Source organism: Prauserella rugosa (assembly GCF_000719975.1).
Classification (GTDB): Bacteria; Actinomycetota; Actinomycetes; order Mycobacteriales; family Pseudonocardiaceae; genus Prauserella; species Prauserella rugosa.
In genome coordinates this window covers 228,382-253,246 of sequence record NZ_JOIJ01000007.1, presented here as the reverse complement: position 1 = coordinate 253,246, position 24,865 = coordinate 228,382, and the positions used below count along the sequence as shown (strand labels likewise).

Below are 24,865 nucleotides of genomic sequence, written 5' to 3'. Positions count from 1 at the left end.
CGCCGTGCGCTGGCAGAATGCGGTGGTGAGCACCGACACCGCAGCCGCGCCCCGTTCCCGCTGGGCACGATGGGTCGGATCCGGGCACTGGGCGCGGCTGCAGGGCGTCGTCGCCGCCGGTTCGGCCGCCGAAGGCCTGATGATCGCCGCGATGCCCCTGCTGGCCGTGACGATCACGACCGATCCCCAGGCGGTGTCACTGGTGAACGTCGTCGGCCAGGCGCCGTGGTTGTTGTTGGCGCTGCCAGCCGGACTGCTCGTGGACCGCGTCCGCAGGAGCAGCGTGCTGATGGCGGCCTACGCGCTGCTCGTCGTGGCCGCGGGCGTGCTCGCCGTCGCCGCGAGCACCGGACTGCTGAGCCTCGCGCTGCTCGTGTGCGCGGCGTTCGCGGTGACGACGGCGCAGGTTCTCGGCGACGGCGCGAGCGGCGCGCTGCTGCCCACCGTCCGGACCCGCGACGAGCTGCCTGCCGCGAACGCGCGACTACTGCTCATCGACCGCGGCCTCGTCCAGTTCGTGGTGCCGCCCGCCGCCGGTGCGGTGCTGGCGGTCGCGCTCGGCGCCCCCGCGTGGATCGCCTGCGGCATGGCCGCGACTGCGCTGCTGCTCAGCTGGAGCCTGCGCCGCTCGGCCGAGTCCGCACCGCCCGCGCGGCCCACCGGCCCGAGCAGGCCGCTGCGTGACATCGGCGAAGGACTGCGCTACCTCGTCGCGGCGCCACTACTTCGTGCCGTGACGGTGTCGGTGGCACTCGGCTCCTTTGCGGCCAGTGCGGCCAACACGATGCTCGTGCTGTACGCCACCCAGGAGCTCGGCATCGGCGAGGTCGGGTACGGCGCGCTGCTGGCGTGCTTCGCGGCGGGCTGGGTGGTGACGTCGTTCGTGGTCCACCGGATCGTCGCGCGCATCGGCTACGCGTGGTCGATGCGGATCTCCCAGTCGATGGCGGTCGTCACGGCCGTGCTCACCGCGGCCGCGCCGACCTGGCCGGTGTTCGTCGGCGCGGTGCTGGTCGTGCAGTCGTCGGCGATTCTCGTGTGGAACGTCTGCTCCCAGTCGGCCCGGCAGCGCTTCACGCCGAACCGCCTGCTCGGCAGGGTGCTGACCAGTCACAAGATGCTGGCGTGGGGACTGACTCCGCTGGGCGCGCTGATGGGCGGTTTCGTTGCCGCACAGTGGAATCTGCGCGGTGTGTGGTGGATCGGCGCGGTCGTGCACGGCATCGCCGCGGTGGTCGTCTGGACGGCCATGACGCCACGCGCGTTCCGCGAAGCCGAGCGCGACCACGAGGAGCCCGCCCCAGCGCCGTGAACGCACCGATCAGTTCTCGGCCGCGGGCGTTCCGTCCATGACGACCGCGGCGAGCAGCTCGGCCAGCATTGTCCACACACCCGGGATCAACAGCACCGCCAACACCGAGAACAGCGGGAACAGCACGCGGTTCTCGAACGTCTTGCCCGTGCGGAACCGCAACAGCGACGGCGGGCGCAGCTCGTACCAGGTCTCCCCCGCGATCGGCAGGGGGAACAGGAACGGACAACCCGACTCGGTGAGCGCGTCGCCGAGACAGTGCGTCACACAGCCGAGGGCGACCGCGAGCCCGAGCAGTCCGCCCATCGCCTCGAGCTCGGTCAGCGCGTGCGGCGCGACCTCCCACGCCCACCAGATCGCCGCACCTCCGGTGACGGGCAGCAACCAGTCCCCGAGCGCGTCCTCGGCCAGCAGCAGTCCGATGATCACCACAGCCGCGACCACCCACGGCCCGCCCGCCTCGGTGCCGGCAGCGACCGCCAGCCCGACGAGCGCGGCGAACAGCACGGTGTGCGACAGGTGGCGGTGCGTTCCCGTGCGGTCCTCGTCCCGGGGACCTTTCGTCACGGAGTAGACCGCGGCGGAGGCCGACCGCAACAGCCGCGACAACAGCCCCGTGACCGGCCCCAGCAGGCGCGATGCCCGCGCTCCCGGATGGTCGAGGTCCGGCAGCAGGGCGTAGCCGGCCGTCGTGGCCGCGAACACCACGGCCTGGGCGAGCGAGGTGACGCCTGCGAGCGGCGCGACGGCGAGCCCGGCACACCATCCGGTGAGCGCGTGCGTGCGGCCCATCATGAGGTTGTCGTCCTCCAACACGAAAACGCGAACAAGATCAACACGCAGTCTTTCGCACACCCCTGACAGCCACGCCGCGCCCTACGAAAGTCGCGAAAGGCACGTCCCGGATCGAACCGGCGTGAACCACTGGGCGATACTGGCTCGCGAGCTCGCCGGGTCGCGGCGCAGCGAGGGCGCGCCGCCGGCTCGGCGGGTGAACAGCGGCGTGATCGGGTAGACCGGTCGCATGGCGGGCAAGCTCGACGAGTACCGGCGCAAACGCCGCGCAGGCAGCACTCCGGAACCGATGCCGGAGAGCTCTGCGAAGTCCGGCACAGAGGACGAACAGGACAACGGCGGCTCCGGTGGCGGCAACCGTTTCGTGGTCCACGAGCACCACGCCAGCCATCTGCACTGGGATCTGCGGCTCGAACGCGAGGGCGTGCTCGTGTCGTGGGCGGTGCCGAAGGGACTGCCGCCCGTGCCCCGGGTCGCGCGACTGGCCGTGCACACCGAGGACCACCCGCTCGAGTACATCGACTTCTCCGGCGAGATCCCCGAGGGCCAGTACGGCGCCGGGCGGATGAGCATCTGGGACACGGGCACCTACGACACGCTCAAGTGGAACGACCGTGAGGTGTCGATCGTCCTGCACGGCGAACGCGTCGAGGGCAAGCACGTCCTGTACCGCGCGGGCGAGAACTGGCAGCTCATCAGATCCGACCCACCCGCCGACCCCGATTGGGAGCCGTTGCCCGAGCTGATCAGGCCGATGCTCGCCTCCCAGGGACGGCTTCCCGCGTCGGGAGGCTGGTCGTTCGAGTTCAAATGGGACGGCGTGCGCGCGCTCGCCCGCATCGAGGGCGGGCGGACCGACCTGTTCTCCCGCAGGGGTGGCGACATCAGCGCCACCTATCCCGAACTCAGCGGCCTCGGGGCGAATCTGGGCACCACGCAGGTGTGGCTCGACGGAGAGATCGTCGCGCTCTCGGGCGGTTCGCCGAGCTTCGCGGCACTCCAGAAACGTATGCACGCCGGTGAGTCCAGGGCGAGGCAGCTCGCCAAGCAGGTGCCCGTCACCTACGTCGTCTTCGACCTGCTGCACCTGGACGGCCGCAGCCTGCTCGGTGAACCGTACTCACGCCGCCGCGAGCTGCTGGAACGGCTCGAGCTCACGGGAACCCACTGGACGCTCTCGCCCCGCTTCGACGAGGACGGCGACGCCGTCGTGTGCGCGGCCGCCCAGCAGGGCCTCGAAGGCGTGGTCGCCAAACGCTCCGGCTCGCCCTACCGCGACGGACAACGCAGCACCGACTGGCTGAAGATCACCGAGCTGAACACGATCGAGGTCGTGATCGGTGGATGGCGGCCCGGTGAGGGGCGCCGATCGGCCACGTTCGGCTCGCTCCTGCTCGGCAGGCCGGAGGCCGACGGTGGACTGCGCTACGTCGGCCAGGTCGGCACCGGCTTCACCGACGCGATGCTGGACGAACTCTCCGCTCAGCTGCGCGACGTCGAGAGCGACGAGTCCCCGTTCACCACCGAGGTTCCGCGGGACAGGGCGAAAGGCGCACACTGGGCGCGGCCGGAACTGGTCGGCGAGGTCGTGTTCAAGGCCTGGACCGACGACGGCAGACTGCGCGCGCCGTCCTGGCGCGGGCTGCGACCCGATCGGACACCGGAGGAACTGCGGTCATGAGCTCGAAGCGCGACCACAACCCGGTCGTCGACATCGAGGGCCGACGGCTCAAGATGTCCAATCTGGACAAGGTGCTGTATCCGGAGGCCGGCTTCACCAAGGGTGAGGTGATCGACTACTACGCGTCGATCGCCCCGGTGCTGCTGCCCCACGTGCGCGACCGGCCACTGACCCTCAAGCGCTACCCGGACGGTGTCGAAGCCTCGTCGTTCTTCGAGAAGGACGTGGCCGGGCACGCGCCCGACTGGGTGCGCACCGTGCGCATCGACACCCCGGGAAGCTCCCGCGGGTCCGAGTACGCGGATTTCGCGCTGGTGCAGGATCTTCCGACCCTCGTCTGGGTCGCCCATCTGGCGAGCCTCGAGCTGCATGTTCCACAGTGGACCGTCGGAGAGCGTGGCGGACGCCGGGAGCCCGATCTGCTGGTGTTCGACCTCGACCCCGGCGAACCCGCCACCATCGTCGAATGCTGCCAGGTCGCCGTCCGGCTGCGCGAGGCGCTGGCCGAGGACGGCTTCGAGGCGTACCCGAAAACCAGTGGCTCCAAAGGAATGCAGCTCTACTCGCCTATTCGCACCAACGAATCCGAGCGGCCGCGCGACTACGCACGCATGCTCGCGCAACGCCTCGAAGGCGAAATGCCGGACCTCGTCGTCTCCCGGATGACGAAGAGCCTGCGCAAGGGAAAAGTGCTCATCGACTGGAGCCAGAACAACCCGCAGAAGACCACGGTCGCGCCGTATTCGTTGCGCGCGCGACCGCAACCGACGGTCTCGACTCCCATTACGTGGGACGAGGTCGCAAGTTGCAATCACGCGGCCGATTTGGTGTTCACGGCCGACGATGTGCGTCGCCGCACAGAGTCACTGGGAGACCTGTTCGAACCCCTTATCGGTGGCAGTCGCCCACTGTTGAGCGCAAAACTGATCAACCATGGGTAACACCGGGTCCACGTTGCGTACAGGATGTACGTAGCACGAATAAGTTCCTTGTTTTCACCCGGGATTCGGCCCTGCCTCCGCCCGGCGGGAGCGTTAGCCTGAAACGCATGCCGAAGTTCGATTCGGGCAGCGCCACCGATCGACTCCACCGGATCGAGGTGGTCACCGATGCCGCGCTCGCCCACCTCGAGGTCGAACGATTACTGGAGGAACTTCTCAAGCGCGTACGTGACCTGCTCGGAGCCGACACCTCCACCGTGCTGCTCCTGGACGCGAGCGGCCACCACCTCGTCGCCACCGCGGCGTCGGGCATCGAGGAGGAGGTGCGCCAGGGCACACGGGTGCGCCTCGGCGAAGGCTTCGCGGGCACCATCGCGGCCTCCAGGGAACCGGTCGTGCTCGACCAGGTCGACGAGACGACGGTCGTCAACCCGATCCTGTGGAACCGCGGAATCCGCTCCCTCGCCGGTGTTCCGCTGATCGCGGGCGGCGACCTGCTCGGCGTGCTCCACGTGGGATCGCTCACACCGCGCCGGTTCAGCGAGGAGGATGTCGACGTTCTACGGGTTGCCGCGGACCGCATCGCCCTCGCCGCCCGTCACCGCATCACCGACGCCGACACGGTGGCCGCCTCGGCGTTGCAACGCACCCTGCTTCCCGGCGACCTTCCGACCATCCCCGGCCTGGATCTCGCCGCCCGTTACTCCCCAGGCGAGGCCGGTGGTGTCAGCGGTGACTGGTACGACGTGTTCAAGCTTCCGAGTGGCTGGCTGTGCGCGACGATCGGGGACGTCGTCGGCCGGGGTCTGCCGGCCGCCACGGTGATGGCCCGCCTGCGCACTGCCACCCGGTCCTACGCGCTCGACTCGGCCGACCCCGCCGAGGTGTTGACGAAACTCGACCGGCACGTGCGGCACTTCGAGCCCGACATGATGGCGACGGTCAGCTATGCGATGTGGGAGCCGTCACTGGCCCGCATGCACATCTCGCTCGCCGGGCATCTCAATCCCGTGGTGGCGTCGGAGAAAGACGCGACCGATCTGCTGGAGCTTCCCGTCGATCCACCCGTCGGCGCGGGCAGCGTGCCCCGACCACGGCGTACGACCACCATCGACGTCCCGCCCGGTACGACCGTCCTGTTCTACACCGACGGGCTCGTGGAACGCCGCACCCGGAACCTCGACGACGGCCTTGCCACCCTGCGGGATTCGGTCCGCTCCGGCCCTGCCGATCGGACCTGTTCGGAGGTGATGCTGAAACTGGTCGGCAACGACCCCACCGACGACGACATCGCGGTGCTCGCACTGCGGAGGCGTCCCGCGGAGGAGCAACTGGAATTGACGCTTACCTTGGATGCCCAACCGGAGGCACTGGCCGAACTCCGTACCTCGCTGCGCCGGTGGCTGCCCACGGTGGGCGCGAACGAGGACGATGTGGCCGACCTGCTCGTGGTGATCGGCGAGGCCAGTGCCAACGTGATCGAGCACGCCTACGGCCCGCTCGGTGGAAAACTCGAGTTGCGTCTGCGGGCCACGGATGGCCACATCGAAGGAACGATACGAGACGAAGGCAAATGGCGGTCGCCGCGAGGGGCGAACCGCGGCAGGGGAACACAGCTGATGCGGGAACTGACCGACGACCTGCACATCGACTACGACGAGCACGGCACGACGGTGTACCTGCGCAGAGCGATGGGGGCGCGGTGATGACCACGGCCCAGGTGGAGGCTCGGGCAGGCACCGAGCCGCGCACGATCGACATCACGGTGACCGGCGAGATCGACCTGTCCAATGTGGACCACGTGCGCGAGGAGATCTATCGCGTCATCGCCAACGATCTCGTGCTCGTGCGACTCGATCTCAATCACGTGACGTATCTGGACAGCTCCGGGCTGCGGATCCTGTTCGCACTCGCCGACCGGCTGCACCTGTTGCAGGCGGAACTGGCGGTGATTGCGGACCGCGGAACCGCGGCGAGGCGCATCGTCGAGCTCGCCGGTTTCGACTCGGTCGCGACCTTGAAGCCCTGAGCCGAATCGGGCGGACCGGAGCCGGACGGACGGGCCGGGCGGGCCGGCTGCGGGGCGCGCTCAGCCGATGCCGGCCGTCAGTTCGGGAATGCGTTCGGAGTACCTGGCGAACAGTTCGGCGTTGTGTTCATCGCCACCGGGAACGTTCGCGCTCGTCCACAGTGGAAGGACGCTGCCGCGCTCCCCCGCCTTCCGGTGGAGTTGCGCCAGCAGCGCCGACCACGTGTAGGCACCGAGGATCGTCGACACGGCCGACGTCCGCGGTGCGTCCGCCGGGTGGACCGCGTCTCCCGGAGGCACCCCGGTGTCGAGCACGACGTCGGCGTGGTCGGCGACGCGGGAACCGGAGCGATCGGTGGCGCCCGCCGACGCGGCCAGCGACGTGACGGCGATCACCGGGACACCGCGAGCCGCGGATTCCTGTGCGATCTCGACCGGGTACGGATTGCGGCCGCTCGTCGAGAACACCACCACGACGTCGGGTGCGGCCGGCGCCGCCTTCTCCACGAGTGTGCGGCCGCGGCCGATCTCGCGTTCGGCGGCGGTGCTGCGCAGCGCACCGTCCAACGGCACGACCTCCGGATCCCACAGCGGCCGCACCGCCGCTAGACCTCCGGCCCGGTAGAACGTCTCGCACACCATCGCCACGGAATGGCCCGCACCCGCGGTGTGGACGACACCGCCCGCGTCGATGCAGTCCAGCAGCGTCGTGGCCGCACGCTCCATGGCATCGGAGCGGCCGTCCACCGCGTCGAGCAGTTCCCGCACGGCGTCCCTCATCGCGCACCTCCCGGATTCGCCAGCGACGTTAGGTTCGCACCGCCGGTCCACCAAGCACGTCCCCCGCACGTGGCATGTCGACTTTCTCTCATTCGGCACCCGACCGTGGGCACGGCTCTCCGAGTCCGGATGCGACTCAGCCCGGCAGGCCGAACCGCTCCGCGCCGTGCGTCGCCGCGCCCGCCACAACGGTCGCCTGCACCTCGATGTCTCCGATCTTCGAGCTCGGCACCTCGGTGGGGTCGTCGTCGAGCAGCACGAGGTCGGCGACCATGCCCGCGGCCAACGTCCCGCGCACGTGCTCCTGACCGGCGGCGTAGGCGGCGTCGACGGTGAAGGCGCGCAGGGCCGTCTCCGCGTCGACGCACTCCTCCTGCGCGAGCACGGCACCGCTCTTCGTGGTCCGCTCGACCATCGAACGCATGCCGAGCAACGGGGCACCCGCCGACACGCACGGCCGGTCGGAGCTGCCCGCGACCCGCACTCCCGCGTCCACAAAGGACTTGTGCCGGTAGACCCACGGAATCCGCTCCTCGCCGATGGCGTCGGCGATCGTGTCCCCGATCTCGTACAGGAAACGCGCCTGCGGAACGGGCACGACGTCCAGCTCCCGCATGCGAGCCAGCTGGTCGGGCCGCGTCATGGCGGCGTGCTCGATGCGATGCCGCACGCCCGGCCGCGGCAGTTCGCGCTGTGCCTGCTCGAAGATGTCGAGGGTCAGGTCGATCGCCCGGTCGCCGATGGCGTGGGCGGCGACCCGCCAGCCGCCGTGGTGTGCCGCCAGAATCGCGCGCCGCAGGACGTCCGGGTCGTCCCCGAGCACGCCGTGGGCCTCGGCTCCCCCGTGCCCGCAGAACGGCTCGGTCACGGCCGCGGTCCGGCTCGACAGGGCGCCGTCGGTGAAGATCTTCATCGGGCCGATGCGCAGGAACTCGTCACCGAACCCGGTGCGGATGCCCAGATCCAGCCCGTAGGCCTCGTCGACCTCGTGCAGCACCTCGCGGGCGGGCATCAGTTCGACCCGCTGCTTGAGGTCCCCGCGGCCGCGGGCGACCTGATAGGCGGCCGCCTCGGCCGGGCTGTGCCCGATCCACCCGCCGCCGATGCCCGCCTCGGTGACGTGCGTCAGCCCCTCGGCCGCGTACCGCGCCGATGCCCGCGTGATCGCGTCGGCGAGGTCGGCGACCGGATACGGCTTGACGAGCCGGTCGACCAGCTGCTGCGCCTGCTCGGCCAGCAGTCCGGTTGGCGCGCCGTCGGCGTCGCGTTCGACGACCCCACCCTCCGGCACGGTCGCCGAACCGTCCAGGACGCCGGTGAGCTCGAGGATCCTCGTGCTGACCGTCGCCATGTGCGCGGAGCGGTGCTTGAGCCACACCGGACGTCCGCCACCCGCGCGGTCCAGCGCCGCGCGATCGGGGTGCCCGCCGAGCGCGAAGTCGTCGTATCCGGATCCGATCACCCACCCGTCGGCCGGCAACGTGGCCGCCTCGGCGGCGACGGCGTCGTAGAGCGCGTCCGGCGAGGAGATCGTCGACAGATCCATCTCGGCGAGCGACAGCCCGTACCAGACCATGTGGTTGTGGGCGTCGGAGAAGCCGGGCGTGACGACCGCGCCGCCGCCGTCGACCACGTGCCGCGCCCGCATCCCTTCGACCTCGTCGTCCACGCCGACGATGCGACCGCCGAACACGCCGATCGTGTGGGCGCGCGGGTGGGAGGGGTCCAACGTCAGGGCACGCACGTCGCGCAGCAGAAGATCCAGCATGGCGACAGGGTAAGGCCGCGAACACCCCAAGAGCCGCGTGTTGCATCCCCAGGGACGCGTGTTGCGCCTTCGGGGGCGCGTGTTGCGCTCCTGGGAACCCGTGTTGCGTCCCCAGGAACCCGTGTTGCGGATCCCGGGCGGAGTACGGAACACGGCACCCGGAATAAACGCACGAAGGCCGCCCCCGTGGTGATCCGGAGACGGCCTTCGAAGCGAGCCGGCAACAGGACTCGAACCCGCGACCTGCTGTTTACAAGACAGCTGCTCTACCAACTGAGCTATGCCGGCATGCGTCCGCCGCCGAGGCGACGTCGCGACCCCAGTATAGGACCGAAGCCACACCCGCGGGCGAGACTCCCGAACATACGCGGAACACACGTCCCTACCTGCGAAAACGCCCATCCGTGAGTACATTGGACACGGCGCAACCGGGTTCGCGAAAACGTGTCCGACGACACAGCAACGGGGGTGCAACGGTGCGGCCTCGAACGGCGATGCCACGGGGGAACCAGATGAGCAGCTAGGGAGGTGGGGCCGTATGAAACTGAAGCCGCGCGCCAGGTCGGCGGCGAATCGCCGGCACGCGTGGCAGATCCTCGAAGCGCCGGCCGAGGATCGTAAGCACGACAAGCAGGACAAGCGCAACTCTCGCCAGCAACGTGGCAGCAATCTGCGGCAGCGTGCATGGCAGATTCTCGAGGCCCCCACCGGCGAACTCCCCGCCGTCGAACCCGACACGGCGATCGGCCCCCAGCTTCCCGACGAGACGACGGTCCACCTCGTACTGGATCTCGTGGTGCGAATCGGCGAGGTCCAGATGGCCAGCGGAGCGGGTGCCCAGGACGTCACCGCGACCATCCTCGCGCTCACGCGCGCGCTCGGCCTGCCCCACTGCGAGGTCGACGTGATCTTCACGTCGATCACCGTGTCGTGTCACCGCGGTAGCGACCTGCCGCCGGTGACGGCTCTGCGCGTGGTGCGTTCCCGCAGCCTCGACTACACCCGCCTGTCCGACACCGAACGCCTCGTGCAGAAGCTGCTCCGCAACAAGCTCAGCGCGGAAGAGGCCTACGCGGAGCTGCACCGCGTCACCGACGCCGGCCACCCGTACCCGCGGTGGGTCTCCACGCTCGCGTGGGGCGGCATGGCCGGATGCATCTCCCTGCTGCTCGGCGGTGACGTCTGGACCGCGCTGGTCGCGTTCGTGATCAGCGCGGTGATCGACCGCATCGGCCGGGTGCTGAACCGTGCGTCGATGCCGTTCTTCTTCCAGCAGGTGGTCGGCGGTGTGCTGGCCTCTTCGGCGGCGATCGGCATCGTGAACCTCGACATCCTGCCGCTGGAGAGACCGACGCTCGTCGTGGCCGCGGCACTGACGGTGTTGCTGTCCGGACTGTCGACCGTGTCGGCGGTGCAGGACGCCATCACCGGGTACTACGTGACCGCGGCGGGACGAAGTCTCGAGGTCGCGCTCATGTCGGCGGGACTGATCACGGGCGTGGCAGGCGGAATCCAACTGGCGGAGTACTTCGGTGCCGAACGCACCCCGGTGCCGTCGGTGCCCGCGCTGGACGTGGTGAACCTGCCCGTGGTCGTCGCCGCGGGCACGGGTGCGGCCGCGTGCTTCGCGCTGGCCTGCTACTCGAGCCTGCGTCCGCTGCTGGTGGGCGCGTGTGCGGGTGCGGTCGGCGCGGTGGCCTACGGAACCCTGATGGTGCTCGACGCCGGGGCCATCACGTCGTCGGCCATCGCGGCCACGCTCGTCGGGTTCGGCGGTGGCGTCATGGCCCGCAGGCTGAAGGTGACGCCGCTGGTCGTCGCGGTCTCGGGCATCACGCCGCTACTCCCGGGTTTCGCCACCTACCGCGGACTGTCCGAATTGGCCGATTACGGCAACCTGACCCCGCTCATGGGTGCCGTGGCGACCGGTATCGCCCTCGCGGCGGGTGTGGTGTTCGGCGAGTTCCTCGCCCAGCCGGTCCGCACCGGACTCGGCAGGCTGGAACGCAAGCTCGCCGGACCACGGATGGCCGGTCCGCCGATTCCCGGAGCGAGCCCGGAGTGACCTCGGCACGCTAATGTTTCCTCCGAGTCCTTGCTCGGAACCCGGAGAGTCGACAGCGTCCACGGAGGTCACTGAGTCCATGGAAGCCACCCAGCCGGAAGCGTCGCGAGGAGAGGCCGAGTTCGTCGTCGTGGCCAACCGGCTTCCCGTCGACCTGGAACGTGCGGAGGACGGCACCCAGCGCTGGACCCAGAGCCCCGGCGGGCTCGTGTCCGCGCTGGAGCCGTTCCTCCGCGCACGCAACGGTGCGTGGGTCGGCTGGCCGGGAGTGCCCGACGTCGAGGTCGACGAGTTCAGCGACGACGGCATGGTGCTGCACCCGGTGTCGCTGACCTCGGCGGAGGTGCGCGACTACTACGAGGGCTTCTCCAACGCCACGCTGTGGCCGCTGTACCACGACGTCGTCGCCAGGCCGATCTTCGATCGCGGGTGGTGGGACGCCTACGTGCGGGTCAACCGGCGGTTCGCCGAGGCCAGCGCGTCGGTCGCGGCCGAGGGCGCGACGGTGTGGGTGCAGGACTACCAGCTCCAGCTCGTCCCGACGATGCTCCGTGAACTGCGCCCCGACCTGCGGATCGGCTTCTTCCTGCACATCCCGTTCCCGCCGGTGGAGCTGTTCATGCAGCTTCCGTGGCGCGCGGAGATCGTCCGTGGGCTGATCGGTGCCGACCTCGTCGGCTTCCACCGCCCGGGCGGTGCGCAGAACTTCCTGTGGTTGGCGCGCCAGTTGATCGGCCTCGAACCGAGTCGCGGCTCGGTGGGTGTCCGGTCGCGGCCCGGCATGGTGCAGGTCGACGACCGCACCGTGCGCGTCGGCGCCTTCCCCATCTCGATCGACGCCGCCAGCCTGGACAAGCTCGCCAGGACGAAGGCCGTCGGCGAGCGTGCCGCGGAGGTGCGCGAGGAGCTGGGCAGCCCGAAGAAGATCCTGCTCGGCATCGATCGGCTCGACTACACGAAGGGCATCGACCTGCGTCTGCAGGCCTTCCACGAACTGCTCCAGGAGGGCCGGGTCGAACCGGACGACGTCACGTTCATCCAGCTGGCCACGCCGAGCCGCGAGCGCGTCGAGCACTACCAGCAGATGCGCGTGGAGATCGAGCAGATGGTCGGCCGGATCAACGGCGAGTTCGGCCGGGTGGGCCACACGGTCGTGCACTATCTGCACCAGTCGGTCGACCGCAAGGAACTGGCCGCCCTGTTCGCCGCGGCCGACGTCATGGTCGTCACCCCGCTGCGCGACGGCATGAACCTCGTCTGCAAGGAGTACGTCGCCGCGCGCCACGACCTCGGCGGATCGCTCGTACTGTCCGAGTTCGCGGGCGCCGCAGCCGAGCTGAGCAGCGCTTTCCTGGTGAACCCGCACGATCTGGACGGGGTGAAGAGCGCCCTCGAACAGGCTATTAAGCTCGACCCCGCGGAAGGTCGCCGACGGATGCGCGCCTTGCGTCGTCAGGTTCTGACGCACGACGTCGACAGGTGGGCGCGCTCGTTCCTCGAGGCCCTCGGGGCCGGGCCGACGACCTGAGTACTCTCCCGCGAGTGCACACGACGCACTGGGGCCCTACGGCAGCTCGCACCCCAGAGTTCGAGTACCGGGACGCCGGGCTCGTCACAATCGAGTAATGCCCTGCCCCAGCGAGAACTCACCCGCGAAACTCCTTAAGGAGGAGTGTTGACCGCCGAGGCCCTGCCCGCTGAGCTGCGGCGCGCGATCATGCAGATCGCCAGGACGCCGCGCCTGCTGGTCGCTTGCGACTACGACGGCACACTGGCGCCCATCACCGAGAAACCCGACGAGGCGCGTCCGCTCGCCGAGTCGGTCGGCGCGCTGCGGTCCCTCGCGGCTCTGCACGAGACCACCACGGCCGTCATCTCCGGCCGTGCGCTGCGCGATCTCGCGACGCTGTCGCGCCTGCCCGCCGAGGTTCACCTGGTGGGCAGTCACGGTTCGGAGTTCGACATCGGCTTCGTGCACGAGCTCGACGGCGAGGCCCGCGCGCTGCACCGCCGTGTCGAGGCCGAGCTCGAGCGCATCGTCGACGGTGCGCCGGGAGCCGCGCTCGAGGTCAAGCCCGCGAGCATCGCCGTCCACGTCCGCCGCGCGTCCAGAGAGGACGCCGCCCGCATCGTCGACGAGGTCCACAATGGACCGTGTACGTGGGATGGCGTGTCGACCACCGACGGCAAGGAGGTCGTCGAGCTGTCGGTCGTGCAGACGAACAAGGGCAGCGCACTGGGCACCCTTCGCCACCAGGCTGGCTCCACGGCGGCGTTCTTCATCGGCGACGACGTCACCGACGAGAAGGCCTTCGAACAGCTCACCGGCCCGGACCTGGGCATCAAAGTCGGCGAGGGCGACAGCCTCGCCCACTACCGCGTCGCCGACACCGAGCAGGTCGCGACGGTGCTGGCGTTCCTGCTCGAGGAGCGGCGCAACTGGCTCTACGGCGAGCAGGCGCCGCCCATCGAGCGGCTGTCGATGCTGGCGTCGGCCCGTTCGGTCGCGCTCGTGACGCCGGACGCCAAGCTGACCTGGCTCGCTCACCCCGGCCCGGACGCGGCGGCCGTCTTCGCCGATCTGCTCGGCGGCGAGGGCGCGGGCCACTTCTCGATCCACCCGCACCGCAACGGCCTCCCGCTCGGCCAGCGATACCTGCCGAACACGATGACCGTCGAGACGCGCTGGTCCCGGCTGCTGGTCACCGACTACATGGAGTCCGAGTCGCCCGCGCACCGCACCGACATCGTGCGCGTCATCTCCGGCGAGGCCGAGGCCGAGGTGGTCTTCGCCCCGCGTCCGGAGTTCGGCGGCGTGCCCGTCCGCCTGGTCGCGCACGAGGACGGCCTGCAGGTGCTCGGCACCTCGGAGCCGATCGCACTGCGTTCGCCCGGCGTGCGGTGGGAGATCACCAGCGACGGCCTGCACGACACGGCGACCGCCCACGTGCAGCCGCAGGCCGGTGAGCCCGTCGTACTCGAGCTGCGCTGCGGCACGAACGACCTCAACCCGCACGACCTGCCCGAGCTCGACCGCCGTGCACGGGCGGGCGAGTACTGGAGCGAGTGGGCGGGCAGGCTCAAGCTCCCCGGCGTCGAGCCGGAACTGGTCGCCCGGTCGGCCCTGACGCTGCGCGGCCTCATCCACGCCGACACCGGCGCCGCGATGGCCGCCGCGACGACGTCGCTGCCGGAGGAGATCGGCGGCGTGCGCAACTGGGACTACCGCTACTGCTGGATCCGCGACGGCGCGATGACGATGCGCGAGCTCGTCACGCTCGGATCGCTCGAGGAGGCAGAGGCGTTCCTCGGCTGGCTGCACGGCGTGCTGTCCACCCTGGCCGGGCCCGAACGGCTCCACCCGCTGTACACGCTGGCCGGTACGCAGCTCGGCGCAGAGGCCGTGATCGACTCGCTGCCCGGCTACAAGGGATCCCGGCCCGTCCGCGTCGGCAACCTGGCCAACCACCAGGTGCAGCTCGACGTGTTCGGCCCGGTCGTCGAGCTCGTGATGACCCTGGCCGAAGCGCGCGGCGACCTGCGCGACGAGGACTGGCAGATGGTGCGCGCGATGGCCGAGGCGGTCAGCCGCCGTTGGGACGAGCCCGACCACGGCATCTGGGAGGAGCGCCACGTCCCGCGGCACCGCGTCTACTCGCGCGTGATGTGCTGGCAGACCCTCGACCTGGCGATCCGGCTCGGCGAGGTCTACGGCAGGGAGATCCCGGCCGGTTGGCCCGACCTGCGGGACACCATCGCCGCGGACGTCCTGGAGAACGGCTGGAACTCCGAGGTCAAGGCGTACACCACGGCCTACGACGGCACCGATCTCGACGCGGCGTCGCTGTTCGTCGGGCTCGCCGGACTCCTCGACCCGCAGGACGAGCGCTTCCAGTCGACCGTCACGGCCATCGAGGCCGAGCTGCGCAGTGGTGCGACCGTGTACCGCTACCACCGCGACGACGGGTTGCCCGGCGGCGAGGGCGGCTTCCACCTGTGTGCGGCGTGGCTGATCGAGGCCTACCTGCTCACCGGCAGGCGCACCGAGGCCGAGGAGCTGTTCGACCAGCTCGTCGACGCGGCAGGCCCCACCGGCCTGCTGCCCGAGCAGTACGATCCGGTGGCGGAGCGTTCGCTCGGCAACCACCCGCAGGCGTACTCCCACATCGGCCTGATCCGCTGCGCGAGGCTGCTCGCGCGGTGACGACGTCCGTCCGCGGGGCTGTCCGGTCACGAGACCAGGCAGCCGCTTTCGTGATTCACGTCACAATATGGTCGAGTGTGCACCAGCACGGCCGACTCGGTACGTCCCTTCCGCGTAGCCGGCCGGGGCGTACGTCGGGGGCGTCCCGGCCGGCTAACCGGAACACCTCCCAACCGGAACGCCTCAGCGCCCTAGGGCTGTCCGTGACGTCCGCACCAGCGCTTCGACGAGTTCGTCCGGAATCGGCTTACGCGGCGTGAACGTGATGCCCGTCTTGGTTGCCTTCAGTCCGGCGGCCGCGATCGCGTCGGCGTGCTCGGCGATGGCGTCGGGCTGCACGTACAACCCGCACTGCCTGCTGAACGCCGCATAGCTCGCGATCACCGAACCGCCGATCGCGAATCCCGGCATGTTGTACGCGACGATCTCCTCCGCATCGGGCAGCAGACGGGCCAGCAGTGCGCGCAACGCGACCAGCGACGACCGGAGCGCGTCGGGCGCGGCGGCGAGGTAGGCGTCGTGATCATCGATCGACGTCATGGTGGTGCCTCACTTTCCGGTGCGTTCCCTGGTGGAGCACACCTGTCAACCGGGCACGTAGCCGACCGCGTGCACGGCACTGGCCAGGTCCGCCACCTCGAGCGTCTTGATGCCGTCGGGCAGCGGCCCCGGGTCCGGCGGCACGAGCGCGTGCGTGAATCCCATGCGTGCGGCCTCGCCGAGGCGCCGCCCGACGCCGGTCACCCTGCGCACCTCGCCTGCCAGGCCCACCTCACCGATGGCCACGAGCTTCGGGGACAACGCCTGATCGGTGAACGCCGACGACACGGCGAGCGCAGCGGCAAGGTCGACCGCCGGTTCGGTCACCTTCATACCCCCGACGGTCGCCACGTAGACGTCCTTGTCCCCGAGCTGCACACCGCCGCGTTTCTCCAGAACGGCCAGCACCATGCTCACCCGCGAGGAGTCGAGGCCGCTCACGGCCCGCCGCGGCTGGTTGAGATACGACTTGCCCACCAGGGCCTGCACCTCGGCCAGCAGCGGCCGTTTGCCCTCGACCGTCACCGTCACGGCCGTGCCGGGCACCGCCTCCGCATGCCGGTTGACGAACAGCCCGGACGGATCCGGCACGCCCGCGATGCCGTCGTCGCGCAGTTCGAAACAGCCGATCTCGTCGGCGGGCCCGAACCGGTTCTTCACGCCGCGGACCATGCGCAACGTGGAGTGCCGATCACCCTCGAAGTGCAGCACCACGTCGACGAGGTGCTCGAGCACCCGCGGTCCGGCGACGGACCCTTCCTTCGTGACGTGCCCGACGAGCACGACCGGCAGACCTCGCTCCTTGGCCAGCGCGACGAGCGCCGCGGTGACCGCGCGCACCTGCGTGACACCACCGGGAGAGCCCTCGACCTGCGGGGAGGACATCGTCTGTACCGAGTCCACGATGAGCAGGCCCGGCTTGACGTCGTCCACGTGTCCGAGCAGCGCCGACAGATCGCTCTCCGCCGCCAGGAACATCGCGTCGTCGACGTTGCCGGTGCGTTCGGCGCGCAGGCGCACCTGACCGGCCGACTCCTCACCCGTGACGTACAGCGACGGCGCACCACCCGACGCGGCCCAGCGGTGGGCGACCTCCAACAGCAGGGTCGACTTGCCGACCCCCGGTTCGCCAGCCAGCAACACCACGACTCCGGGCACGAGCCCGCCGCCGAGAACCCGGTCGAGCTCGGACACCCCGGTCGGCTCTGCACGCGCGGACTCGACGTCCACCTGCGCGATCGGACGGGCGGGGGCGCTCGGCGCACCCGCGGCCACGCGCGCTACCTGCGGACGGGAGTCACCGCGTTCCTCGATCGTGCCCCACGCCTGGCACTCCGGACAGCGTCCGACCCACTTGGCGACCTCGTAGCCGCACTCGGCGCAGCGATAGGTACTCGACGTCTTCTTGGCCACGCACCGGACCGTATCGGCAGGCACCGACAACCGGCGCGAAGCCGGGACGGCGAGGCGGAACGGCTCAGTGGCCGCCGTGCTCCTCGTCGTGGGCGGGCGCGTCGTGCCGCGGCTCCTCGGGGACCTTGACGGGCAGGTGAACCTCGACCGTGCCCGCGTCGCGGAACGTCAGCGTCGCCATGACGTCCTGGCCGGGCCGCAGCTGCTGCTTGAGCCCGTTGAGGGTGATCTCGGCGTGCAGCTGCTTGCCCGCCTGCGGCTCCTCCGGGCCCACGGAGACCGTGGTGTCGGCCGGCACGGACTTGGTGCCGGACACGGTGACGTCGTCGGCGACGTCCGAGGTGACCGACAGCAGCTCGTCGGCCTTCTCGCCCGTGTTGACGATGCTCATCACCACGTCGGCGTCGTCACCCTCGAGGTAGGCGGCAGGCTGGACGTCGCCGGGGTAGGCGACCTCGGCGTTGCGGATGGCGATGGTCTTGACCTCCGCGGAGGCGCCGTTGACGGCCGCCTCCTGAGTGTCCGTCTGCGTGATCTGGCCTGCGCCGCAGCCCGCGACGAGGAGCGCGATGCCCGCCATGCCCGCACCGATCATGCGACGTTTCACTGCTCGAGTCCTTCCTAGCGCCTGCAACGCACACCGGCCGTGTCCGCAAGGCCGGTCTAGCAGGCAGACTATCCCGCGCGCCCCGCGCCGACATCACCTGGTGGCGAGCACGACACTCTGTAGGGCTCACACCCCCTGACCGGGAGCTTCGACGGGAAACGGGCCGATGAAATGTCCATAGTGGATTAGAAAACTGCAGGAAACGGATCCCGGCCCACCTGCGTGAGTATGCGAATTGCGCATTTGTCAAGCCCCTGGCGCTGTCAGATTAGGCCACTGACCTGCGAGGACGAACGCGGCCGCCTGGTTGGAGGCATGCATGGCGTGCTAAGCTGGATACAGCGAAAGGGGCAGAGGACACATGGTTTTTAAGGTCGGAGAGACCGTCGTCTACCCGCACCACGGTGCCGCACTCATCGAAGCGATCGAGACCCGTGTGATCAAGGGCGAGGAGAAGCAGTACCTCGTCCTCAAGGTCGCGCAGGGTGATCTCACCGTTCGCGTTCCCGCAGACAACGCCGAGATCGTCGGCGTGCGTGATGTCGTGGGCGAAGACGGGCTCAACCACGTTTTCGACGTGCTGCGTGCTCCCCACACCGACGAGCCGACCAACTGGTCGCGTCGGTACAAGGCCAACCTCGAGAAGCTCGCCTCCGGCGATGTGAACAAGGTGGCCGAAGTGGTGCGCGACCTCTGGCGGCGGGAGAAGGACCGGGGCCTGTCCGCAGGCGAGAAGCGGATGCTGGCCAAGGCTCGACAGATCCTCGTGAGCGAACTGGCGCTGGCCGAGGGCACCGACGAGGGCAAGGCCGAGGTGCTGCTCGACGAGGTCCTCGAGACCGCGGTCGTCTAGTTCCCGGCAAGGCGCACGAGGCATAAGAACCTGAACGTCATCGCGCTGGTTCCACTCGCGGACGAGGACGCGCTCCATTCCGGTGCGCCCCTGCTCGTCCACGGGGAACCGTTGTTGTCACATGCCGTGCACGGCCTGCTCGACTCCGGATGCGTGGACCGGATCGTCGTGGCAGGACCGGCACGGCATCGTGCTGTTCACGGTCCCGGCACCCCGCAGCTCGCCTCCGACCCGCGGGTCACGGTCGTCCCGACCGGCTCCGACGGCGACCCGGCCGGCCCCGGGGCCATGGGGCTCACGCCGCTGCGCGCGGCTCTCGCGGCGGCGGACGCAGGGCCCGACGACGTCGTCCTCGTCCACGACGTGGCCCGGGCGTTCGTGCCGGCCGCGGTGGTCCGCGAGGTCGTCGACGCGGTCGCCGGTGAAGCGGTCTCGGGTGGAGCCGTCGCGGCGGTGCCGGTGCAGCCGGTCGCCGACACGGTGAAGGTCGTCGACGACGACGGGATCGTCCGCGCGACCCGCGACCGCAGCCACCTGCGGCACGTGCAGACCCCGCTCGCGCTCCGCCTCGCCACGCTCACCGACGCTCTCACCCGCGACCCCGCGGCCGAGCTGACCACTCTGCTCGCCGACCTGGCGGCCCTCGGCGGCGAGATCCGCACCGTCCACGGCGACCCGCACGGCATGCGGATCCGCACGCCGTTCGACGTCGCCGTGATCGAGGCACTGCTGACCACGGAGAACCCCGCATGACGCGTATCGGCCAAGGTGTCGACGTCCACCCGATCGAGACCGGCCGCGACTGCTGGATCGCGGGCCTGCTGTGGCCGGACGACGACGGCTGCGCCGGCCACTCCGATGGGGACGTGGCCTCACACGCACTGTGCGACGCCCTGCTGTCGGCGGCCGGCCTCGGCGACCTCGGCAGCGTCTTCGGCACGGGCGACCCGCGCTGGACGGGCGCGCACGGGGTCGAGCTGCTCGCCGAGGTTCGGCGCCGTGTCGAGACCGCCGGTTTCGTCGTGGGCAACGCCGTCGTGCAGGTCGTGGGTAACCGCCCGCGCATCGGGACTCGCCGCGAGGAGGCCCAGCGGGTGTTGTCCGAGGCCGTGGGCGGACCGGTGAGCGTGTCGGGGACGACCAGCGACGGCCTCGGTCTCACCGGCCGCGGCGAGGGCATCGCCGCGATCGCCACGGCCCTGCTCACACCCCGGTAGGCTGATCTTCATGGCGATCCAGGCGGTGATGTTCGACTTCTCCGGCACGCTCTTCCGGCTCGAGGAACAGGAGTCGTGGTTCTCCGGCCTGGTGGACGACCACGGAACCCCGCTCGACGCCGCCGCGCAGGCCGAGATCATGCGCCGCATGACCGCGCCGGTCACTTTGACCGTCGATCTGGACACCGAGTACCGGCACGCCTGGGAGAACCGCGACCTCGACCCGGCGCTGCACCACAAGGTGTACCTGGAGATCCTCCGGCAGAGCGGCGTCCCCGGCCGCGAGCAGGGCGAGGCGCTCTACCGCAGGCTGATCGACCCCGCCGAGTGGACGCCGTACCCCGACACCGCCGACGTGCTCAAGGAGCTGGCTGGCAAGGGTGTCCGGATCGGCGTGCTCAGCAACATCGCGTTCGACATCCGGCCCGCGTTCAGTGCGCGGGGCCTCGACGCCTATGTCGACGAGTTCGTGTTGTCCTACGAGGTCGGAGTCGTCAAGCCCGATCCCGGGGTCTTCCGCATCCTCGTCGAGCGCCTCGGGGCCCCCGCCGAGGCCACCCTCATGATCGGCGACCACACCGACGCCGACGGCGGCGCGCGGGACATCGGCTGCGAGTTCGCGCTGGTCGAGCCGCTGCCCACGGCCGAGCGCACCGACGGGCTGCGCACCGCCCTGCGCGAGCACGGCGTGTTGTAGCCCGTACCATTTCGGGCGTGGCCCTTCATCTTTACGACACCGCGACCAGGGACGTACGGGAGTTCCATCCCGCGCGCAGCGGAACGGCGTCCATGTACGTGTGTGGGGCCACCGTCCAGGGCGTTCCGCACATCGGTCACGTCCGTGGCGCGCTGAACTACGACGTCCTGCGCCGCTGGCTCCTCCACAGTGGACTCGACGTGCTGATGGTCCGCAACGTCACCGACATCGACGACAAGATCCTCACCAAGGCCGCCGAAGCGGGCAGGCCGTGGTGGGAGTGGGCGGCGACGCACGAGCGCGCGTTCGAGGACGCCTACTCGGTGCTCGGCTGCCTGCCGCCGTCGGTGTCCCCGCGCGCGACCGGCCACGTCACGCAGATGATCGAGCTCATCCAGCGGCTCATCGACCGCGGGCACGCCTACGCCTCCGGCGGCGACGTCTACTTCGCCGTGTCGTCGCTGCCCGACTACGGCACGCTGTCCGGTCAGCGTCTCGAGGAGATGCAGCAGGGCGAGTCCGCGGGTGAGGGCAAACGCGATCCCCGCGACTTCACCCTGTGGAAGGGCAGCAAGCCCGGCGAGCCGTCGTGGCCGACGCCGTGGGGTGACGGACGTCCCGGCTGGCACCTCGAGTGCTCGGCGATGGCGACGACGTACCTCGGCTCGGAGTTCGACATCCACGGCGGCGGCGTCGACCTGGTGTTCCCGCACCACGAGAACGAGCGGGCCCAGTCGCACGCGGCCGGTGACGGCTTCGCGCGCTACTGGCTGCACAACGCGTGGGTCACGCTGTCTGGCGAGAAGATGTCGAAGTCGCTCGGCAACATCGTGTCCATCCCGGCGCTGCTGGAGAAGGCCCGGCCGGTGGAGCTGCGCTACTACCTGATCCAACCGCACTACCGCTCGACGATCGAGTACTCCGACGAAGCGCTGGCCGAGGCGGCCCAGGGCTACCGCAGGGTCGAGCAGTTCCTGCGCCGGGTGAGCGCCTCGCACGAGGTCCGCGTGGGCGCGGTGCCCGGCGAGTTCGCGGCCGCGTTGGACGACGACCTCGGCACCCCCCAGGCGTTCGCCGTACTGCACAACGCCGTCCGCGACGGCAACACCGCCCTCGACGCGGGCGATGCCACGAAGGCACTGGAGTTCGCCGAGGCGGTGCGCGGCATGGTCCACGTGCTCGGGCTCGACCCGCTGGGTGAGCAGTGGCGGGACACGGCGAGCGACGGCGGTGAGGCGCGCGCACTCGGGGCGCTCGTGGACGCACTCCTGGGCGAGCGCACCCAGGCGCGTGCGGACAAGGACTTCGCGCGGGCCGACGCCATCCGCGATCAGCTGACCGCCGCGGGCATCGCGGTGGAGGACACCCCCAATGGTCCATTGTGGACAGTGAGGGACTAGAGACATGGCCGGTAACTCCCGTCGTCGCGGCGCGGTCCGCAAAGAGGGCACCAAGAAGGGGCAGGTCGTCGGCTCCGGCGGCAACCGCAGGAAGGGCCTCGAGGGCAAGGGGCCGACGCCCAAAGGCGAGAACCGCCCCGGGCATCCCAAGCAGAAGCAGGCCCAGAAGCGCGCCGCACAGGAGGAGCAGCGCAAGCGCGCCCAGAAGAAGGCGGCCGACAGCCCGGAGATCATCGCCGGCCGCAACCCCGTCGTCGAGTCGCTGCGCACCGACGTGCCGGCCACGGCGCTGTACGTCGCGCTGAACATCGACGCCGACGACCGCGTCAAGGAGGCCGTGCAGCTCGCGGCCGACAGGGGGATCTCGATCCTCGAGGTGCCGCGCGACGAGCTCGACCGCAAGACCGGTGGCGCGGTGCACCAGGGGCTCGGCCTCCAGGTGCCGCCGTTCCAGTACGCGCACCCGGACGACCTGGTCGCCGCCGCGCGCGACTCCGGCGAACCGCCGCTGATCATCGCGCTCGACGGCGTGACCGATCCGCGCAACCTCGGAGCCGTCATCCGTTCGGCCGCGGCGTTCGGTGCCCACGGTGTGCTGCTTCCCCAGCGGCGCAGCGCGGGCATGACCGCCGTGGCGTGGCGGACCAGCGCGGGCACGGCAGCCAAGCTGCCGGTCGCGGTCGCGACCAACCTGACGCGCCAGCTCCAGGCGTGGGCCTCCGAGGGCATGATGATCGCCGGCCTCGACGCCGACGCCACGCTGGACGTCGACGGCCTCGACATCGCCACCGACCCGCTCGTGATCGTCGTCGGTTCGGAGGGCCGGGGGCTCTCGCGGCTCGTGCGCGAGAACTGCGACGTCACGGTGTCGATCCCGATGTCGCCCGAGGTGGAGTCGCTCAACGCCTCCGTGGCCGCGGCCGTGCTGATGGCCGAGGTCGCCCGGCGCAGGAGGGCCGCGGGCCGGGTGTGACGCCGGCCTGGTTGTGACGGGCCTTCGCCGGTGGACCTTCCGGTACCGGGCATACACGGCGACGCCCTGAGCTAGGGTCACCTCGGATCAGCCGAGGGGGCCCACCGGATGTCGTTCGTATCGCCACTGTTCCTGTGGTATTTCATGCCCGCGATTCTCATCGCGGTGCTGGTGTGCCCCAGGGGTTGGCGCAACGGCATCATCGCCGTCGGAAGTCTCGTCTTCTACGCCACCGGCGCGGGCGCGTTCACGCTGTTGCTCATCGCCTGCATGGTGGTGAACTTCCTCGCAGGCCCCGCGCTGGAACCGGACGAATGGGACATGTCGCCGAGTGGGCGGAGACGTCGCCTGCTGATCGGTGTGATCGCGTTCGACCTGTCGATCCTGTTCGTGTGGAAGTACGCCGGGTTCGCCACGGAGCAGATCGCGTGGTTCGCCCAGCTGTTCGGCGGAGACTTCCCCATCGCCGAGTTGGCGCTGCCGATCGGCATCTCGTTCTTCACGTTCCACCACATCTCCTACGTGGTGGACATCTACCGCGGGGAGCGGCGCGCGCTGCGCAACCCGGTGTCGTTCGGCACCTACATCGCGATGTTCCCGCAGCTGGCCGCCGGTCCGATCGTGCGTTACCACGAGATCGCCGACCAGCTTCCGCAGCACCGTCAGCACCGGCTCGACGACATCGCGGCAGGCTTTCCCCGGTTCGCTCTCGGTCTGTGCAAGAAGGCGATCATCGCCGACTCGCTGGCCCCGTTCGTCGACGCCTGCTTCTCCACCCCGGACGACGAGATGACGTTCGCGATCGCGTGGCTCGGCGCGATCGCATACACGTTGCAGTTGTTCTTCGATTTCTCCGGATACTCGGACATGGCGATCGGCCTGGGCCGGATGTTGGGTTTCCGCCTGCCGGAGAACTTCGCGCGGCCGTACTCGGCGGTGACGATCACCGAGTTCTGGCGGCGTTGGCACATGTCGCTCTCGCGCTGGTTCCGCGATTACGTCTACATCCCGCTGGGTGGTAACCGCGCCGGTGGGCACAAGACGTACCGGAACCTGTGGATCGTGTTCATCCTGACCGGGTTCTGGCACGGTGCGGCGTGGACGTACGTGATCTGGGGTGTGTACCACGGCGCCCTGCTCGTGCTGGAGCGTGCGACGGGATGGTCGCGCACGCCGGCATCGGTGGGTGCGCGGGCCGGCAGGCGTGCGCTGACGTTGGTGCTCGTGATCGTGGGGTGGGTGTTCTTCCGTGCCCCGGATCTGGGCCAGGCGCTGTCGATGATCGGGCACATGTTCACGCCGGACTTCGGCGGACTCACCGACGTGGTCGACTCGGCGCTGACGAACCAGCGTCTGGTGTTGCTGCTCGTGGCGATGGCGGTGTTCTTCCTGCCCGCGACACCGGTGCTCGGTCCGTTGCTCGAAACGGCACGCTCGAAACCGGCGACCGCCCTCCGCGTCGGCCTGATGACGGTCGGGGTCACCTACGCCGCGATCCTCGTAGCCACCGGCACCTTCAGCCCCTTCCTGTACTACCAGTTCTGACGGCGACGGCCTGCGCGAGCGCGGCTCCTGTCGAGTTAGGACAGA

Annotated in this window: 21 protein-coding genes and 1 tRNA gene; 15 read left to right on the top strand and 7 right to left on the bottom strand. The window is 70.0% G+C overall.

Annotated elements, in window-relative coordinates:
* The first annotated feature begins 25 nt into the window (after nucleotides 1–25).
* Nucleotides 26–1,312 carry an MFS transporter gene (locus IF64_RS0112670; protein WP_425468442.1) on the top strand — a complete coding sequence of 429 codons (1,287 nt, stop codon included), beginning with the start codon at nucleotides 26–28 and terminating at the stop codon, nucleotides 1,310–1,312.
* 9 nt (nucleotides 1,313–1,321) lie between these two features.
* Here IF64_RS0112670 and IF64_RS0112665 read toward each other — a convergent pair whose 3' ends face one another.
* Nucleotides 1,322–2,107: a metal-dependent hydrolase gene (locus tag IF64_RS0112665; RefSeq protein ID WP_030532281.1), complete on the bottom strand. Its 786-nt coding sequence runs from the start codon at nucleotides 2,105–2,107 to the stop codon at nucleotides 1,322–1,324.
* 229 nt (nucleotides 2,108–2,336) lie between these two features.
* Between IF64_RS0112665 and ligD (IF64_RS0112660) the strand changes: the two genes are divergently transcribed.
* From ligD (IF64_RS0112660) to IF64_RS0112645, 4 genes are all read left to right on the top strand, one after another.
* Nucleotides 2,337–3,788 carry a non-homologous end-joining DNA ligase gene (ligD, locus tag IF64_RS0112660; protein WP_030532280.1) on the top strand — a complete coding sequence of 484 codons (1,452 nt, stop codon included), beginning with the start codon at nucleotides 2,337–2,339 and terminating at the stop codon, nucleotides 3,786–3,788.
* A complete protein-coding gene (gene ligD, locus IF64_RS0112655) occupies nucleotides 3,785–4,729 on the top strand; it encodes a non-homologous end-joining DNA ligase (protein WP_030532279.1) in 945 nt (314 codons plus the stop codon). The genes ligD (IF64_RS0112660) and ligD (IF64_RS0112655) overlap by 4 nt, the downstream gene beginning before the upstream one ends.
* A gap of 107 nt (nucleotides 4,730–4,836) precedes the next feature.
* On the top strand, nucleotides 4,837–6,435 hold the full coding sequence (locus IF64_RS0112650) for an ATP-binding SpoIIE family protein phosphatase (protein ID WP_030532278.1): 1,599 nt from the start codon (nucleotides 4,837–4,839) through the stop codon (nucleotides 6,433–6,435).
* Nucleotides 6,435–6,758: an STAS domain-containing protein gene (locus tag IF64_RS0112645; RefSeq protein WP_030532277.1), complete on the top strand. Its 324-nt coding sequence runs from the start codon at nucleotides 6,435–6,437 to the stop codon at nucleotides 6,756–6,758. Before IF64_RS0112650 ends, IF64_RS0112645 begins: the two co-directional genes overlap by 1 nt.
* Nucleotides 6,759–6,818: 60 nt before the next feature.
* Here IF64_RS0112645 and IF64_RS0112640 read toward each other — a convergent pair whose 3' ends face one another.
* The 3 genes from IF64_RS0112640 to IF64_RS0112630 all read right to left on the bottom strand — a co-directional run bounded on the left by IF64_RS0112640 (nucleotide 6,819) and on the right by IF64_RS0112630 (nucleotide 9,594).
* Nucleotides 6,819–7,538: an SIS domain-containing protein gene (locus tag IF64_RS0112640; protein WP_030532276.1), complete on the bottom strand. Its 720-nt coding sequence runs from the start codon at nucleotides 7,536–7,538 to the stop codon at nucleotides 6,819–6,821.
* Nucleotides 7,539–7,674: 136 nt separating this feature from the next.
* Nucleotides 7,675–9,306, bottom strand: a complete 1,632-nt coding sequence (locus tag IF64_RS0112635) for an amidohydrolase (RefSeq protein ID WP_030532275.1) — start codon at nucleotides 9,304–9,306, stop codon at nucleotides 7,675–7,677.
* A gap of 215 nt (nucleotides 9,307–9,521) precedes the next feature.
* Nucleotides 9,522–9,594: transfer RNA gene (locus IF64_RS0112630), tRNA-Thr, on the bottom strand.
* A 250-nt stretch (nucleotides 9,595–9,844) separates the two neighbouring features.
* Between IF64_RS0112630 and IF64_RS0112625 the strand changes: the two genes are divergently transcribed.
* The 3 genes from IF64_RS0112625 (at nucleotide 9,845) to otsB (ending at nucleotide 15,575) form a co-directional block, all read left to right on the top strand.
* The gene (locus IF64_RS0112625) at nucleotides 9,845–11,371 is read left to right on the top strand and encodes a threonine/serine exporter family protein (protein ID WP_030532274.1); all 1,527 of its coding nucleotides are present in this window, start codon (nucleotides 9,845–9,847) and stop codon (nucleotides 11,369–11,371) included.
* Between the two features lie 79 nt (nucleotides 11,372–11,450).
* Entirely contained in the window at nucleotides 11,451–12,899 is a 1,449-nt protein-coding gene (locus IF64_RS0112620; protein ID WP_036876452.1) for an alpha,alpha-trehalose-phosphate synthase (UDP-forming), read from the top strand.
* Nucleotides 12,900–13,046: 147 nt separating this feature from the next.
* Entirely contained in the window at nucleotides 13,047–15,575 is a 2,529-nt protein-coding gene (gene otsB, locus IF64_RS0112615; protein WP_030532272.1) for a trehalose-phosphatase, read from the top strand.
* A 183-nt stretch (nucleotides 15,576–15,758) separates the two neighbouring features.
* Here otsB and IF64_RS0112610 read toward each other — a convergent pair whose 3' ends face one another.
* The 3 genes from IF64_RS0112610 to IF64_RS0112600 form a co-directional block, all read right to left on the bottom strand.
* Complete coding sequence (locus IF64_RS0112610; protein WP_030532271.1) at nucleotides 15,759–16,115, bottom strand: iron chaperone; 357 nt, start codon at nucleotides 16,113–16,115, stop codon at nucleotides 15,759–15,761.
* Between the two features lie 45 nt (nucleotides 16,116–16,160).
* The gene (radA, locus tag IF64_RS0112605) at nucleotides 16,161–17,528 is read right to left on the bottom strand and encodes a DNA repair protein RadA (protein ID WP_030532270.1); all 1,368 of its coding nucleotides are present in this window, start codon (nucleotides 17,526–17,528) and stop codon (nucleotides 16,161–16,163) included.
* A 64-nt stretch (nucleotides 17,529–17,592) separates the two neighbouring features.
* Nucleotides 17,593–18,135 (bottom strand): copper chaperone PCu(A)C, encoded by a 543-nt coding sequence (locus IF64_RS0112600; protein ID WP_030532269.1) that lies wholly within the window; start codon nucleotides 18,133–18,135, stop codon nucleotides 17,593–17,595.
* 361 nt (nucleotides 18,136–18,496) lie between these two features.
* Here IF64_RS0112600 and IF64_RS0112595 point away from each other — a divergent pair, with 361 nt between their 5' ends.
* The 7 genes from IF64_RS0112595 (at nucleotide 18,497) to IF64_RS0112565 (ending at nucleotide 24,820) form a co-directional block, all read left to right on the top strand.
* Nucleotides 18,497–18,988, top strand: a complete 492-nt coding sequence (locus tag IF64_RS0112595) for a CarD family transcriptional regulator (RefSeq protein WP_030532268.1) — start codon at nucleotides 18,497–18,499, stop codon at nucleotides 18,986–18,988.
* Between the two features lie 30 nt (nucleotides 18,989–19,018).
* Nucleotides 19,019–19,741 carry an IspD/TarI family cytidylyltransferase gene (locus IF64_RS0112590; protein WP_030532267.1) on the top strand — a complete coding sequence of 241 codons (723 nt, stop codon included), beginning with the start codon at nucleotides 19,019–19,021 and terminating at the stop codon, nucleotides 19,739–19,741.
* Nucleotides 19,738–20,205 carry a 2-C-methyl-D-erythritol 2,4-cyclodiphosphate synthase gene (ispF, locus tag IF64_RS0112585; protein ID WP_030532266.1) on the top strand — a complete coding sequence of 156 codons (468 nt, stop codon included), beginning with the start codon at nucleotides 19,738–19,740 and terminating at the stop codon, nucleotides 20,203–20,205. The genes IF64_RS0112590 and ispF overlap by 4 nt, the downstream gene beginning before the upstream one ends.
* Before the next feature lie 10 nt (nucleotides 20,206–20,215).
* Nucleotides 20,216–20,902, top strand: a complete 687-nt coding sequence (locus IF64_RS0112580) for an HAD family hydrolase (RefSeq protein ID WP_030532265.1) — start codon at nucleotides 20,216–20,218, stop codon at nucleotides 20,900–20,902.
* 17 nt (nucleotides 20,903–20,919) lie between these two features.
* Complete coding sequence (gene cysS / locus IF64_RS0112575; protein WP_030532264.1) at nucleotides 20,920–22,302, top strand: cysteine--tRNA ligase; 1,383 nt, start codon at nucleotides 20,920–20,922, stop codon at nucleotides 22,300–22,302.
* Between the two features lie 4 nt (nucleotides 22,303–22,306).
* On the top strand, nucleotides 22,307–23,275 hold the full coding sequence (rlmB, locus tag IF64_RS0112570) for a 23S rRNA (guanosine(2251)-2'-O)-methyltransferase RlmB (RefSeq protein WP_030532263.1): 969 nt from the start codon (nucleotides 22,307–22,309) through the stop codon (nucleotides 23,273–23,275).
* Nucleotides 23,276–23,383: 108 nt separating this feature from the next.
* A complete protein-coding gene (locus IF64_RS0112565) occupies nucleotides 23,384–24,820 on the top strand; it encodes an MBOAT family O-acyltransferase (protein ID WP_030532262.1) in 1,437 nt (478 codons plus the stop codon).
* Nucleotides 24,821–24,865 lie beyond the last annotated feature (45 nt).